The sequence below is a fragment of the Mycolicibacterium neoaurum genome, assembly GCF_036946495.1.
GTDB classification, from domain to species: Bacteria; Actinomycetota; Actinomycetes; order Mycobacteriales; family Mycobacteriaceae; genus Mycobacterium; species Mycobacterium neoaurum_B.
The window spans coordinates 3,831,752-3,845,233 of the sequence record NZ_JAQIIX010000002.1; the positions used below are offsets into that span (position 1 = coordinate 3,831,752).

At 66.3% G+C, this 13,482-nt stretch carries 15 protein-coding genes; 14 read left to right on the forward strand and 1 reads right to left on the reverse strand.

Going from position 1 to position 13,482, the window contains the following annotated elements; translation table 11 throughout:
• The first annotated feature begins 108 nt into the window (after window positions 1-108).
• The 9 genes from PGN27_RS23785 to PGN27_RS23825 all read left to right on the forward strand — a co-directional run bounded on the left by PGN27_RS23785 (window position 109) and on the right by PGN27_RS23825 (window position 9,332).
• The gene (locus PGN27_RS23785; RefSeq protein WP_335328319.1) at window positions 109-1,911 is read left to right on the forward strand and encodes an N-acetylglutaminylglutamine amidotransferase; all 1,803 of its coding nucleotides are present in this window, start codon (window positions 109-111) and stop codon (window positions 1,909-1,911) included.
• Entirely contained in the window at window positions 1,908-3,638 is a 1,731-nt protein-coding gene (gene ngg / locus PGN27_RS23790; protein ID WP_335328320.1) for an N-acetylglutaminylglutamine synthetase, read from the forward strand. The genes PGN27_RS23785 and ngg overlap by 4 nt, the downstream gene beginning before the upstream one ends.
• A gap of 60 nt (window positions 3,639-3,698) precedes the next feature.
• Window positions 3,699-4,940, forward strand: coding sequence for an osmoprotectant NAGGN system M42 family peptidase (locus PGN27_RS23795; RefSeq protein WP_335328321.1), 1,242 nt, complete (start codon window positions 3,699-3,701; stop codon window positions 4,938-4,940).
• Between the two features lie 19 nt (window positions 4,941-4,959).
• A complete protein-coding gene (locus tag PGN27_RS23800; RefSeq protein ID WP_335328322.1) occupies window positions 4,960-5,379 on the forward strand; it encodes a nuclear transport factor 2 family protein in 420 nt (139 codons plus the stop codon).
• Window positions 5,380-5,567: 188 nt separating this feature from the next.
• A complete protein-coding gene (gene rpsP / locus PGN27_RS23805; protein ID WP_019511316.1) occupies window positions 5,568-6,023 on the forward strand; it encodes a 30S ribosomal protein S16 in 456 nt (151 codons plus the stop codon).
• A complete protein-coding gene (locus PGN27_RS23810) occupies window positions 6,020-6,262 on the forward strand; it encodes an RNA-binding protein (protein ID WP_003928628.1) in 243 nt (80 codons plus the stop codon). The genes rpsP and PGN27_RS23810 overlap by 4 nt, the downstream gene beginning before the upstream one ends.
• 4 nt (window positions 6,263-6,266) lie before the next feature.
• Complete coding sequence (rimM, locus tag PGN27_RS23815) at window positions 6,267-6,788, forward strand: ribosome maturation factor RimM (protein WP_335328324.1); 522 nt, start codon at window positions 6,267-6,269, stop codon at window positions 6,786-6,788.
• Window position 6,789: 1 nt separating this feature from the next.
• The gene (gene trmD, locus PGN27_RS23820) at window positions 6,790-7,467 is read left to right on the forward strand and encodes a tRNA (guanosine(37)-N1)-methyltransferase TrmD (RefSeq protein WP_335328325.1); all 678 of its coding nucleotides are present in this window, start codon (window positions 6,790-6,792) and stop codon (window positions 7,465-7,467) included.
• A 314-nt stretch (window positions 7,468-7,781) separates the two neighbouring features.
• On the forward strand, window positions 7,782-9,332 hold the full coding sequence (locus tag PGN27_RS23825) for a hypothetical protein (RefSeq protein WP_335328326.1): 1,551 nt from the start codon (window positions 7,782-7,784) through the stop codon (window positions 9,330-9,332).
• A gap of 85 nt (window positions 9,333-9,417) precedes the next feature.
• Here PGN27_RS23825 and PGN27_RS23830 read toward each other — a convergent pair whose 3' ends face one another.
• Window positions 9,418-10,359 (reverse strand): serine hydrolase, encoded by a 942-nt coding sequence (locus PGN27_RS23830; RefSeq protein ID WP_335328842.1) that lies wholly within the window; start codon window positions 10,357-10,359, stop codon window positions 9,418-9,420.
• 290 nt (window positions 10,360-10,649) lie between these two features.
• Here PGN27_RS23830 and rplS point away from each other — a divergent pair, with 290 nt between their 5' ends.
• From rplS to PGN27_RS23855, 5 genes are read left to right on the forward strand one after another with little or no spacing between them, the layout of a single operon-like run.
• Entirely contained in the window at window positions 10,650-10,991 is a 342-nt protein-coding gene (rplS, locus tag PGN27_RS23835) for a 50S ribosomal protein L19 (RefSeq protein WP_030133526.1), read from the forward strand.
• 7 nt (window positions 10,992-10,998) lie between these two features.
• Window positions 10,999-11,874, forward strand: coding sequence for a signal peptidase I (gene lepB, locus PGN27_RS23840; RefSeq protein ID WP_418888666.1), 876 nt, complete (start codon window positions 10,999-11,001; stop codon window positions 11,872-11,874).
• Between the two features lie 11 nt (window positions 11,875-11,885).
• Window positions 11,886-12,620 (forward strand): ribonuclease HII, encoded by a 735-nt coding sequence (locus tag PGN27_RS23845; RefSeq protein ID WP_335328328.1) that lies wholly within the window; start codon window positions 11,886-11,888, stop codon window positions 12,618-12,620.
• Window positions 12,617-12,922: a DUF2469 domain-containing protein gene (locus tag PGN27_RS23850; RefSeq protein WP_019511324.1), complete on the forward strand. Its 306-nt coding sequence runs from the start codon at window positions 12,617-12,619 to the stop codon at window positions 12,920-12,922. Before PGN27_RS23845 ends, PGN27_RS23850 begins: the two co-directional genes overlap by 4 nt.
• A gap of 42 nt (window positions 12,923-12,964) precedes the next feature.
• Window positions 12,965-13,384 carry a nitroreductase family deazaflavin-dependent oxidoreductase gene (locus PGN27_RS23855; RefSeq protein WP_335328329.1) on the forward strand — a complete coding sequence of 140 codons (420 nt, stop codon included), beginning with the start codon at window positions 12,965-12,967 and terminating at the stop codon, window positions 13,382-13,384.
• Window positions 13,385-13,482: the final 98 nt, after the last annotated feature.

A 13,482-nucleotide genomic window follows, 5' to 3' on the forward strand; every position in this document is an offset into this window, starting at 1 on the left:
GTGACCCTAACTACCTTTCGCACCCGGAGGTTTGGAAGGTGCCCTGACCGGTAACGTAAGACCAGCGCGAACCAGAGTGGCCATCGACCATCGAGGGGGACGAAAACAATGTGCGGCATCGCCGGCGAGGTTGCTCGCGGCCGGTCGGCAGATCTCGGAGCCATTGCCCGAATGGCGGAAACCATGGTGCCGCGGGGCCCCGACAGTGGAGGTTTCTGGTCGCAGGGCGGTATCGCCCTCGGCCATCGCAGGCTGGCGATCATCGACCTGTCCAGCCACGGGCAACAGCCGATGCACGACCCCGAACTCGGCCTGACGGTCGCCTTCAACGGATGCATCTACAACTACCCGCAGCTGCGTCAGGAACTCCTGGGCAAGGGTTACCGCTTCTTTTCCCACAGCGACACCGAGGTCGTGCTCAAGGGTTACCGCGAGTGGGGCGAGAAGGTCGTCGATCATCTGTTCGGCATGTTCGCCTTCGCCGTCACCGAGGTGGACAGCGGTCGGGTGCTGTTGGCCCGCGACCGGCTCGGGATCAAGCCCCTGTACTACACCGAAACCCCCGACGCGTTGCGGTTCGCCTCCTCGCTACCCGCGCTGCTGGCCGCCGGCGGCGTCGACACCTCGATCGATCCCGTTGCGCTACATCACTATTTGAGCTTCCACTCGGTGGTTCCCGCACCACACACCATCGTGGCAGGCGTCAAGAAGCTACCGCCGGGCACCGTCATGCGGATCGAACCCGACGGCAAGCGGACCGAACACACCTACTGGGAGCCCGTATTCGAGCGATCGGCCGAGCGATCGGGATGGTCGGACACCGAATGGGAAGAGGCCATCCTGGCCTCGCTGCGGACCGCTGTCGAGCGCCGATTGGTCGCCGACGTCCCGGTCGGCTGCCTGCTGTCGGGCGGATTGGACTCCAGCCTGATCGTCGGGCTGCTGGCCGAGGCCGGACAGCACGGGCTGGCGACCTTCTCGATCGGTTTCGAGGCCGCCGGCGGCGAAGAGGGCGACGAGTTCAAGTACTCCGACATCATCGCCCGCCACTACGGCACCGACCATCACCAGATCCGTATCGACACCGCCCGCATGCTGCCCGCGCTGTCGGGAACGATCGCGGCGATGAGCGAGCCGATGATGAGCCACGATTGCGTGGCCTTCTACCTGCTCTCCCAAGAGGTCAGCAAGCATGTCAAGGTGGTGCAGTCCGGTCAGGGCGCCGACGAGATCTTCGCCGGTTACCACTGGTATCCACCGATGGCCCATGCCCCCGACGGCGATGTGACGGCTGCCCTGGCCAGCTACCGCCAAGCGTTCTTCGACCGCGACCACAGCGCGTTGAACGCACTGCTGCAACCGAACTGGCGCCTCGACGCCGATATCGCCGGTGACTACGTACGGAGCCATTTCGCCCACCCTGGTGCGGCGACGGCGACCGACCGCGCGCTGCGCCTGGACACCACGGTGATGCTGGTCGACGACCCCGTCAAGCGCGTGGACAACATGACCATGGCGTGGGGGCTGGAGGGGCGCGTGCCCTTCCTCGATCACGAACTGGTCGAACTCGCCGCGACCTGCCCGCCGCATCTCAAGACCGCCTACGAGGGCAAGGGCGTACTGAAAGAGGCGGCCCGCAAGGTGATCCCGCACGAGGTGATCGACCGGCCCAAGGGGTATTTCCCGGTACCGGCCCTCAAGCACCTCTCCGGGCCCTACCTGGACCTGGTTCGCGATGCGCTGCACAGCGACGGCGCCAAGGCCCGTGGGCTGTTCGACAAGAGCGAAGTCGACCGACTGCTGGCCGATCCGAACGGTTACCACACCCCGCTTCGGGGTAACCCGCTGTGGCAGCTCGGGCTGCTGGAACTCTGGCTGGCGCACCACGTGGATGGGGTAACGACGAAATGACCCTGGAGAAGGCGACTCCAGACGGCCATGCCCCGCCTAAAGAGGTCATTCAGGATCTCGGTTGGGGCAGGCTGGTCTTCGGACAGACCTTCGACGATCCGGGTGAGCTCGGTACCGCCCTGCGCGCCGAGGCCAGCGGCCGCAGAGACATCGGCATGTACCTTGAGGCGCCGCACGTGTTCGTGGCCCTGAACCCGCAAGAGTTCTTCATCGACCCGAGCTTCACCTACCGGTTGGACCTCACGACGCCGCTGGCTTACCGCCCGCAGGACCTGCCGGGAGTGACGGTGCGGCCGGTCCAGTCCATGGCCGACTGTGCCGCGATCAACGAGATCTACCTGCAGTGCCGGATGGTGCCCGCCGACGTCGATCTGATGTGGCACAACAGTCAATCCGAAGAGCACATGATCTACCTGGTCGCGGTCGACGACCAGAGCGGATCGGTGGTCGGCACCGTCACCGGCATCGACCACGCCCAGTTGTTCGACGACCCGGAGAACGGCTCGAGCCTGTGGTGCCTGGCCGTCAGCCCGACGTTGTGCCGTCCCGGTGCCGGTGGGCTGTTGGTGCGCTCGCTGGTCGAGGAGTTCATCGCCCGTGGGCGCGCCCAGATGGACCTTTCGGTACTGCACGACAACGAGGGGGCCATCGCCCTCTACGAGCGGATGGGCTTCCAGCGGGTCCCTGAACTCGGTGTCAAGCGGAAAAACGCGATCAACGAAAAGCTTTTTGCGCCCGCACAACCCGAGGAAGAGCTCGATCAACTCAATCCGTACGCGCGCATCATCGCCGACGAAGCCATCCTGCGCGGTATCGCTGTCCAGGTCCTCGATGCCCAGGGCGGCTACCTGCAGCTCACGCACGGGGGCACCACCGTCACCACGCGGGAGTCGCTGTCGGAACTGACCAACGCGGTGGCGATGAGTCGGTGTGACGACAAGCGCATTGCCCGCAAGGTGGTCGGCGAGGCGGGAATCGTTGTGCCCCAGGGTGTCACGGCCACCTTCGGGGAAGAGGACCATCGCTTCCTCGCCAAGGTGGGCTCGGTGGTGGTCAAACCGGCCCGCGGCGAACAGGGCGCCGGTATCACCGTCGGTGTGACCCGTCACGACGAGCTGGACCGCGCACTGCAGCTGGCAAGCAAGCACTGCCCCGACGTGTTGATCGAGGAACGTTGTGCCGGCGAAGATCTGCGCATCGTGGTGATCAACGGCAAGGTGATCGCCGCGGCGGTGCGCCGCCCACCGGAGATCATCGGCACCGGCAAGCACACCGTGCGCTCGCTCATCGAAGCGCAGAGCCGCCGTCGGGCGGCGGCCACCCAGGGGGAGTCCCGAATACCGCTGGACTCGGTGACCGAGGACACGGTGCGCGAAGCCGGCTGGGAGATGGACGATGTGCTGCCCGCCAACGAACGCCTGGTCGTGCGGCGCACCGCGAACCTGCATACCGGTGGCACGATCCTCGACGTCACCGACGACCTGAACCCGCTGCTGGCCAAGGTGGCGGTCGACGCCGCCGATGCCATCGGTATCCCCGTGACCGGTATCGACCTGATGGTGCCGTCGGTCGACGGCGAGGAATACGTGTTCATCGAGGCCAATGAGCGTCCGGGGTTGGCCAACCACGAACCGCGCCCGACCGCGCAGGCCTTCGTGGATCTACTCTTTCCCCGGACCGCGGCGACACCCTGGGCGTGGCAGCCCGATCCTGTCGACCAGGGTTAGCGGTGTACGGGGACGCCCGGACTGTTCGGGCGTCCCGAATCCGATGCTTGAGAAGGAGGCATGGTGTCCGAACGTGCGGTGATGCCGGAGGAGACCCGGGCGTGGATGATCGACACGCTGTTGGGACTGCTGCAGACGCCCAGTCCGTCGGGTCGCACCGACGCGGTGATGCAGCTCATCGGCGACACACTGAACGAGATCGGCGTGCCGTTCACCCTGACCCGCCGCGGCGCGTTGACCGCGGTGCTGCCCGGTGAATCCGCCACCACCGACCGTGCGGTGGTGGTGCACGCCGACACCATCGGCTGCATGGTGCGCGATCTGAAGGACAACGGCCGCCTGGAGTTGATCCCGGTGGGCACGTTCTCCGCCCGTTTCGCCACCGGCGCCCGGGTGCGGATCTTCACCGACGACGCCGACGAGTTCTTCACCGGAACGGTGATGCCGCTCAAGGCCTCCGGCCATGCGTTCGGCGACGAGATCGATACCCAACCCACCGAATGGGAACACGTCGAGGTCCGCATCGACCGCAAGGTCACCAACCGGGCCGAGCTCGAACGGCTCGGCTTCCGGGTCGGCGACTTCGTCGCCCTGATCGCCGCCCCGGAGCTGACCTCGGATGGCTATATCGTCTCCCGCCATCTGGACGGTAAGGCCGGCGTCGCGGTGGCGCTCGCACTCGCCAAGACCGTCGCCGAGCAGAAGATCGTGCTCCCGCACACGACGACGATCATGGTCACCATCACCGAAGAGGTCGGGCACGGCGCCAGCCACGGTCTGGACCCCGACGTCGCCGAACTGGTGTCGGTCGACAATGCGGTGTGTGCCCCCGGGCAGCATTCGATCGAGGACGGCGTGACCATCCCGATGGCCGATCTGCACGGACCGTTCGACTATCACCTGACCCGCAAGCTGTGCCGGCTGGCCGAGGAACGGCAGATCCCGCACGCGCGCGATGTCTTTCGCTATTACCGCTCCGATGCGGCGGCGGCCATCGAGGCCGGCGCGAACACCCGCGCAGCGCTGGTCGGATTCGGCCTCGATGGCAGCCACGGCTGGGAGCGCACCCACATCGACTCCCTCGAGGGGGTCTACAACCTGCTGTTCGCCTGGTTGCAGACGCCGCTGACGTTCGCGAAATGGGATGCCAAGCCCTCCGGCCAGCTGCGCGATTTTCCGTCATCCAAGCAGCCGGCGCCCACCGAACAGTGGGTACCGCTGTCCCGCGGCGACCACGCCGAGCCGGGCGAATGGTCGGGGGAGCACTGGCCGCCTGCGGAAGGTCCCGCCGGCCAGCAGTGATGGATGGTTCAATCGAGTCGTGCTGAGCATCGAAGAGATCTCCGACCGTCTGGAAATACAGCAACTGCTCATCGCCTACTCCACCGCGATCGACTCGCGCCGGTTCGATGACCTCGATCAGGTCTTCACCGCCGATGCCTATATCGACTACCGGGCCATGGGCGGTGTGGACGGCCGCTACCCAGAGGTCAAGGCCTGGCTGTCGGAGGTGCTCCCCAACTTTCCGGCGTACGCGCACTTGGTGGGTAATTTCGACGTGCGGATCACCGGCGACACCGCGACCTCGCGCACGCTGTGCTTCAACCCGATGGTGTTGGGCGGCGAGGAGGGCCAGGTGCTGTTCTGCGGGCTCTGGTACGACGACGAGTTCGTCCGTACCGCCGAGGGTTGGCGGATGACCAAGCGCGTCGAGGAGAAGTGCTTCGACCGAATTGTCTGAGTCGGCTCGCCGACGTGTGGTCCAGCCGGGATTTGGGCAGGCCCCGGCTGCTCTGGCACAATGGTCCGCTGTCCGTTCGCGACCCGTTAGATGCGCCGCGCGGCGGTCACACACGTAAGGCAAAACCGGATCCCGGCACCCCGCCGGAGATCGCTGAATTGCAGCGTGGCAATGCACAGGAGTGATTCATGGCTGTCAAAATCAAGCTCACCCGTATGGGCAAGATCCGCAACCCCCAGTACCGCATCTCCGTCGCCGACGCGCGCAACCGCCGCGACGGCCGCTCGATCGAGGTCATCGGCCGCTACCACCCGAAGGAAGAGCCGAGCCTGATCGAGATCGATTCCGAGCGTGCGCAGTACTGGCTGGGCGTCGGCGCGCAGCCGACCGAGCCGGTCCTGGCGCTGCTGAAGATCACCGGTGACTGGCAGAAGTTCAAGGGCCTGCCGGGTGCCGAGGGCACCCTGAAGGTCAAGGAGCCCAAGCCCTCCAAGCTCGATCTGTTCAACGCCGCACTGGCCGCCGCGGATGACGCGCCGACCGGTCAGGCCGTGACCCAGAAGAAGAAGAAGGCCCCCAAGGCCGACGACGCTGCTGAGGCTCCCGCCGAAGAGGCCGCGGCCGAAGCGCCCGCCGCCGAATGAGTTCCGTCGTCGTCGACGCCGTAGAGCACCTGGTGCGCGGGATCGTCGACAATCCTGACGATGTCCGGGTGGACATGGTCACCAACCGTCGTGGTCGCACGGTGGAGGTGCATGTGCACCCCGACGACCTGGGCAAGGTCATCGGCCGCGGCGGGCGTACCGCCACCGCGTTGCGGACCCTGGTCGCCGGGATCGGCGGGCGCGGGATCCGTGTCGACGTGGTGGACACCGACCAATAGCGTCATGGAGCTGGTCATCGGGCGGGTCGCCAAGGCACATGGCGTCACCGGCGAGGTCGTCGTGGAGATCCGCACCGACGATCCCGAGCGGCGGTTCGTCCCTGGTGCGCAGTTGCGTGGACGCGCCGCCAGGGGTGGTCCGGAGCGGAGCTTCGTCATAGAGACGGTGCGTGAGCACGCCGGTCGACTGCTGATGCGGTTGACCGGCGTCGCCGACCGCAATGCGGCAGATGCGCTGCGCGGCACCCTGTTCCTCGTCGACACCGAGCAGCTTCCACCCATCGATGATCCCGACGAGTTCTACGATCACCAGCTCGAAGGGCTGGCCGCGCGCACCGTCGACGGCACGGCGATCGGCACCGTTGCCGAGGTGCTGCACACCGCGGCCGGTGAGCTGCTGTCGATCAAGACCCCGGAGGGCCGTGAGGTGCTGGTCCCGTTCGTCAGCGCCATCGTCACCGCCGTGTCGCTGGCCGACGGCACCGTGGATATCGATCCGCCCGACGGCCTGCTCGATATGGACTGATATGCGGCTGGACGTCATCACGATCTTCCCCGCCTATCTCAACCCGCTACACGAAGCCTTGCCTGGCAAGGCAATTCAGGCGGGCATTGTCGAACTCGGCGTGCACGACCTGCGACGCTGGACCCATGATGTGCACCGATCGGTCGACGATTCACCCTACGGCGGTGGTCCCGGCATGGTGATGAAGGCGCCGGTGTGGGGCGCGGCACTGGACGAAATCTGCACCCCCGAGACGCTGTTGGTGGTGCCCACCCCGGCCGGGCGGCCGTTCACGCAGAGCACTGCGCAACGATGGAGCGCCGAGCGGCACCTCGTATTCGCGTGTGGTCGCTACGAGGGCATCGATCAGCGGGTGGCCGATGATGCTGCCCGGCGGATGCGAGTCGAAGAGGTGTCGATCGGCGACTATGTGCTTGCCGGCGGCGAATCGGCGGCATTGGTGATGATCGAGGCCGTGGTTCGGCTCATTCCGGAAGTGCTCGGCAATCCCGAGTCGCACCAACAGGATTCACATTCGGACGGACTGCTCGAGGGGCCCAGCTACACCCGGCCCCCGGTCTGGCGCGAACTGGAAGTTCCGCCGGTCCTGCTGTCGGGCGACCACGCGAAGATCGCGGCCTGGCGCCACGACCAGTCCATGCAACGCACCAGGGAACGTCGACCCGACCTCCTCGACTGAGCCGCTCTGCGCGATGCCCGGCCACCCGGGGGCGCAACGAAACTCCCTTCCCGGGTGGTGTCGTCGTTGCTGACCGATGAGTGGGAAGGGGAATCTGTGAAAGCTGAGAGTTCTCTCAACGTAGGTTAGGCATACCTATTGTTTTCTCCTTCAAGTGCAGCTAACGTTCCGGCGCGTCTAGCTGACACCGCTGTCAAAAAGGAGAATTCGTGCCAATGCCTCTACCTGCCGACTCATCGGAGCGCAGTTTCCGCTCCCCGGACGAGTCGGTAGCGGCTCCTCGTCCTGGCAAACTTCTCGCAGCCGGTGTGGCAATGGCCACCGCCGGTGCCCTCGTTGCCGCTCCGGTGGCGACGGCGCCGACAGCGCTGGCGGCCAGCACCCAGGTCCGTCACCAGGCGGTCGAGCTGGCGGCCTTCGAGAACCCGTTCGTGGTGCTGCAGAACGCATTACAGGTCACCGGCAGCAACCTGAACACCCTCGGCGGCAATATCAACACCCAGTGGACCACCCTCGGTGCGACCCTGGGCACCCCGGCTGTCCAGGCCGAGCTGGCCGACACCATCCGCAACGTCTTCAACCCCGGTCGGACCATCGGCGCGACCATCGCAGCTCCGGGGAAGTACGGCCCGCGCATCCTCGAGGGCGCGAGCGACATCGGCAGTGCGGCCTTCAATGCGCTGGCAGCGCTCGTGGTCAGTCGCCCGTCCTTCGACACGGCGGGCCGGCCGATCCTGGATCCGGAGACCGGTGAGCAGGTCATCCGCCCGGCGGTGCTGCCGCTGGTCGCGGGCCTGCTGGCGCAGGGCAAGGTCGTGGAGGCCTTCGGCGAACTGAATTACTGGTTCCTGGTGGACGGGCTGGTGCACCTGCGTGCCGCCTCGCTGGACCTGCTGCGTATTCCGGGTGACTTCCTCGACGATCTGGGCCTGAGCGCACTCGGTCGAATTCTCGGCACCTCGTGGATGACTACGGTCAGGCCTGATGGCGAGCTCGATGGCCCTGGCCTGTTGTCGCGCGGTGTGATCGGCAACTTCGGCAGGGCAATGCTGGCGCCCGCGGTGACGGCGACGTTCCAGACCGTCGAGATCGTGCAGGCCACGATGTCGGCGGTGCTGAGCGGAAACCTGGTGGATGCTCTCAGTCATCTGGTCAATGCGCCGGTCAAGATCATGAGTGCCTTCGTCAACGGTTACGTGCCGGGCTTCCTCGGTGGTGACGATCCCATCTGGGAGCCGGGCAGCGGCCAGACCTTCCCCGGCCTGCTCTCCCCGCAGGGCACCTTCGACTTCTTCTTCGCGCAGCTGCCGCAGCAGATTGCCCGTGCTCTCAACTTCCCTCGGCCCGAACCGGTGCCCGCGGCAGCAGAGCAGGAGGCCGATCCGGCCGAGGGGCTGGTGCTGCAGGCGGGCCTGCGGTCCGATGATGAGGGCCAGGCGCCCGAATCCGCCGATGATGTGATCGATCCTGTTGCGGGCGAGTCGGTTTCCGAGGAGGCCACCGTCGACGAGGGCACCGACAGCATCGAGGTCGTCGATGAGGTGACCGATGTGACCGACGGTGAAGCCCCCGACCTCACCGATGGCGAGGGCGGTGCGCAGGCCGGCGACCTGACCGACGGCCTGACGGACGACGAGGGGTCCGAGGATTCCAAGGACGACCTGAAGAACGAGTTCAAGGACGACCTGAAGAACGAAAAGGACGCGAACGACGCGAAAGACGCCAAGGAGTCCACGGACGCCAAGGACTCCGGCGAGTCCACGGGTGCCAAGGGCTCCAACGAGTCCACGGGTGCCAAGGACTCCCGCGACTCCGATCGCGGCGACAACAAGCCGAGCGGATCCGGATCCGACAGCGGAGAGTGATCTCGGCGACATGAGATGAGAGGCCTGCCCAGAAGGCCTCGTCCGTGGGGGTGACCGACAGGTCATCCCCACGGCTCGTCTCAACCTAGAGGTGTCCGCCGGGAAAGATCGTGCGGACGGCATCGGTGATGGTCTCGCGCGCCGCGTCGTCGCTGGTGGCCTGCATGGAGCTGATGGCCATCACGAACCGGCGATCGGGGCCGATGACACCGGTGGACAGGTGCATCCAGTCAGCACCCACGCAGCACATCCAGCCCTGCTTGACCGCGACCGGTTCGCCGGGAATCCCCTCCGGGATGCCGAAGCGCTGCGGATAGACCCCACCAGGAACCATCCCGTCGGGCGCGGTCGGGGTGGACTGCGACAGGTTGGCCATGATGATGCTCGCCCGCTCCGGCGGCAGCCCGCCGGTGCCGGCGAGCAGCTTGTCGTAATAGCGGACCAGGTCGGTCACCGTGCTCGTCGTGTTGAACCACCGCCCGTTGCCCGGCGCGCTGGTTGTCGACAGGCCATACCGCGCGACGACGCGATCGATGATGTCGGTGCCCCCGCTGCGATTCCAGAACACCTCGGCGGCACTGTCATCGGAGGATCGCAACATCACGTCGAGCATCACGCGGTCCTCGGGGCTGAGTTCTGCCCGCCCTTCGGATTCCTGCAGCAGCAGATCGTCGGCGATGAACAGTTTCACCACCGAGGCGATCGCCACGGGGTTCGGAGCGCCATTGGTCACCAGCTGGCCGGTATCGCGGTCCAGGATGGCGACCGTCAGGTCGGCGCCGGCCTCGGCGGCATCGGCGCTGGCCTTGTTCACCCGGGCCTGCAGCCCGTCGAAGGTTGCGGTCGGCTGATCGGGTGGAGCCTGGGGGAGCGGTGCCGCCGTTGCTAGTGGGGCCATCACCGTGAGCTGAGGTGCTTGCGGAGATACCGCGGGTGCGCCGTACCCCTTCGCCTCACAACCGGCCACCAGGGCCGTCGTACACGCTGTCGCCAAGACCAGGTGGAAGGCGGTCACCGGCCGCGGCATGGAGTCCTCCAGATGCTTGAAGGGGCGGGGATCGCCGGCCACGATGGCTCGGGCTCGTCGTCTACCCCGGTGACCAGTAGCCTAATCACCGCCTAACACCGCTGCAGCCCGGTCTGGCCGATGTGCGATTTCGCCTGTCGCGTCTCGTCTGGCACAATTGAGCAGTTGCCTGCGCAGGGTCGGTCCCTGCTGCCTGGCACATCCAGTCAGATCCGCCCGAATACGTCGGCTCGGCTGCGCGAACGTTGCGCCGCCCACGAAGAGCCGCCCACAGCAAGGAAGAGTCACCGATGAACACGCTTGACTTCGTCGACCAGGCGTCGCTGCGCGACGATATCCCGGTATTCGGCCCCGGCGACACCGTCAACGTGCACGTCAAGGTCATCGAGGGTTCCAAGGAACGTATCCAGGTCTTCAAGGGTGTCGTGATCCGGCGCCAGGGCGGCGGTTCCCGCGAGACCTTCACCGTGCGCAAGGAAAGCTACGGCGTCGGCGTCGAGCGGACCTTCCCCGTGCACTCGCCCAATATCGACCACATCGATGTCGCCACCCGCGGTGACGTCCGTCGCGCCAAGCTGTACTACCTGCGCGAACTGCGTGGCAAGAAGGCCAAGATCAAGGAAAAGCGCTGACGCTGGCCTGTCAGGTCATGACGACACGCCCGCCGGTCCGGCTGCTTTCAGCCATGCTGGCTACCCTGATGCCGTGACCGACGACGCCGAGGAAACCGCCAATCCGGAATCGGGTACCGATACCGACGGCGACGAGCAGCGCAAGCCGAAGAAGAAGGGCGGCGCCCTGCGTGAAGGCGCCATCCTGGTCACCATCGCGCTTGTCCTCTACTACGTGATGCTGACCTTCGTCGCCCGTCCGTACCTGATCCCCTCGGAGTCGATGCAGCCGACGCTGCACGGTTGTCCCGGCTGCGTCGGTGATCGGATCATGGTGGACAAGCTCACCTTCCGGTTCACCGAGCCCGAGCCCGGCGATGTCGTCGTCTTCAAGGGTCCGCCGAACTGGAACATCGGCTACAAGTCGATCCGCTCGGACAACACCGCGATCCGCTGGGTGCAGAACGCGCTCTCGTTCATCGGCTTCGTCCCGCCCGACGAGAACGATCTGGTGAAGCGTGTGATCGCGGTCGGCGGGCAGACCGTCCAGTGCCGTGCGGCCACCGGTCTCACGGTCGACGGCAAGAAGCTCAACGAGCCCTACCTCGACCCCACCACCATGAATGCCGACCCGGCGGTCTACCCGTGCCTGGGCAACGAGTTCGGGCCGGTGACCGTGCCCGAAGGCAAGCTGTGGGTGATGGGTGACAACCGCACGCACTCGGCGGACTCGCGCTCCCGGTGCGCGAGCCTGCCCCAGGACGCACAGCGTGGGCTGATCTGCACCGGCGACCCGGAGGCCGGTACGGTTCCGGTCGCCAATGTCATCGGCAAGGCGCGGTTCATCGCGTGGCCGCCGGGCCGGTGGGGCGGCGTGGACAGCGTGAACCCGCAGATCGACTAGGAGCCCGTGCTGTGCCGGCGAGTTGGCCGCCTCGACCCGTAATTCGCAGGTCCGGCCTGCGCACCCTGGAATCGGCGCTCTACCGCAACGGGCTGGGCCCGGTGGCCGGTGTCGACGAGGTGGGCCGCGGCGCATGCGCCGGTCCGCTGGTGGTCGCGGCCTGCGTGCTCGGCCCCAACAAGTTCAAAAGCCTTGCCGCCCTTGATGACTCCAAGAAGCTCACCGAAGTCGAACGGGAACGGCTGTTCCCGCTGATCCGGCGGTACGCGCTGGCCTATCACATCGTCTTCATACCGTCGGTCGAGGTCGACAGGCGCGGGGTGCACCACGCGAACATCGAGGGCATGCGGCGTGCGGTGGCGGGGCTGCCGCTGCGCCCGGGCTATGTGCTCTCCGACGGCTTCCGGGTTCCCGGGCTGCCGATGCCCTCGCTGCCGGTGATCGGCGGGGACGCCGCGGCGGCTTGCATCGCGGCGGCTTCGGTGTTGGCCAAGGTCAGCCGGGACCGCTTGATGGTGGCGATGGACCGCCAACACCCTGGCTACGGCTTTGCCGAACACAAGGGTTACAGCACGCCGGTCCACACGGCCGCCCTGGAAACACTCGGGCCGTGCGCCGAACACCGGTACTCGTTTGCGAACGTCCGGCGAGTCGCGGGCCAGGGTGCCATGGTGCGCAGCTTTGATGGTGACGCCGGGTGGGGAATGATGGATGCCAACCTAGACGAAGGACAGCAGAGCAGATGAGTGCCGAGGATCTCGAGAAGTACGAAACCGAGATGGAGCTCTCGCTGTACCGCGAGTACAAGGACATCGTCGGGCAGTTCAGCTATGTGGTGGAGACCGAACGACGGTTCTACCTCGCCAACAGCGTCGAGATGGTGCCACGAAACGCAGACGGTGAGGTCTACTTCGAGCTGCGTCTCGCCGACGCCTGGGTGTGGGACATGTACCGCCCGGCGCGCTTCGTCAAACAGGTGCGGGTCATCACCTTCAAGGACGTCAACATCGAAGAGGTCGAGAAGCCCGAGCTGCGCCTACCCGACTGACCATCGGGAATATGCGCCCGGCCGCTCGGGTATGTACACGGCATGGACAAAGCAGCCATCGACGCGATGAACCAGGCCGTGATCCAGGAGTTCCGCACCACCGGCGGTACGGCGGGCGGCGTTTTCGCCGGTAAGCCGCTGATCTTGTTGCACCATATCGGCGCCAAGTCGGGGACCGAGCGCATCGCGCCGCTGGTACCTCTCATCGACGGCGACAAGGTCTACATCTTCGCCAGCAAGGGTGGCGCGGACACCGACCCCGACTGGTACCGAAACCTGGTTGCGCACCCGCGGGTCACGGTCGAACGCGGAACCGAGACCTACCAGGCGTCGGCCCGGGTTCTCGAAGGCGCCGAGCGGGACGAGGTGTACGCCAAACAGGTTGCGCTGGAACCGCAGTTCGGGGAGTACCAGCGTAAGACCGACCGGGTGATCCCGGTGGTGGAGCTGGTCCGCTCCTGACCGTGTGGGTGCGCGTCGACGAAGGTGAACACCCGGCTGTCGTGTCTGACTCCGTCGGCCTGCCGTTGAGCTGATCCAGGGTTGATAGCTTGACCGGG

Coding starts and splice junctions, on each gene's coding strand:
- PGN27_RS23810 (WP_003928628.1), top strand. CDS start 6,020: ATGAGTTCCGTCGTCGTCGACGCCGTAGAGCACCTGGTGCGCGGGATC.
- rpsP (WP_019511316.1), top strand. CDS start 5,568: ATGGCTGTCAAAATCAAGCTCACCCGTATGGGCAAGATCCGCAACCCC.
- PGN27_RS23825 (WP_335328326.1), top strand. CDS start 7,782: ATGGCCACCGCCGGTGCCCTCGTTGCCGCTCCGGTGGCGACGGCGCCG.
- PGN27_RS23785 (WP_335328319.1), top strand. CDS start 109: ATGTGCGGCATCGCCGGCGAGGTTGCTCGCGGCCGGTCGGCAGATCTC.
- PGN27_RS23855 (WP_335328329.1), top strand. CDS start 12,965: ATGGACAAAGCAGCCATCGACGCGATGAACCAGGCCGTGATCCAGGAG.
- PGN27_RS23795 (WP_335328321.1), top strand. CDS start 3,699: ATGGTGTCCGAACGTGCGGTGATGCCGGAGGAGACCCGGGCGTGGATG.
- trmD (WP_335328325.1), top strand. CDS start 6,790: ATGCGGCTGGACGTCATCACGATCTTCCCCGCCTATCTCAACCCGCTA.
- rimM (WP_335328324.1), top strand. CDS start 6,267: ATGGAGCTGGTCATCGGGCGGGTCGCCAAGGCACATGGCGTCACCGGC.
- rplS (WP_030133526.1), top strand. CDS start 10,650: ATGAACACGCTTGACTTCGTCGACCAGGCGTCGCTGCGCGACGATATC.
- PGN27_RS23850 (WP_019511324.1), top strand. CDS start 12,617: ATGAGTGCCGAGGATCTCGAGAAGTACGAAACCGAGATGGAGCTCTCG.
- PGN27_RS23830 (WP_335328842.1), bottom strand. CDS start 10,359: ATGCCGCGGCCGGTGACCGCCTTCCACCTGGTCTTGGCGACAGCGTGT.
- ngg (WP_335328320.1), top strand. CDS start 1,908: ATGACCCTGGAGAAGGCGACTCCAGACGGCCATGCCCCGCCTAAAGAG.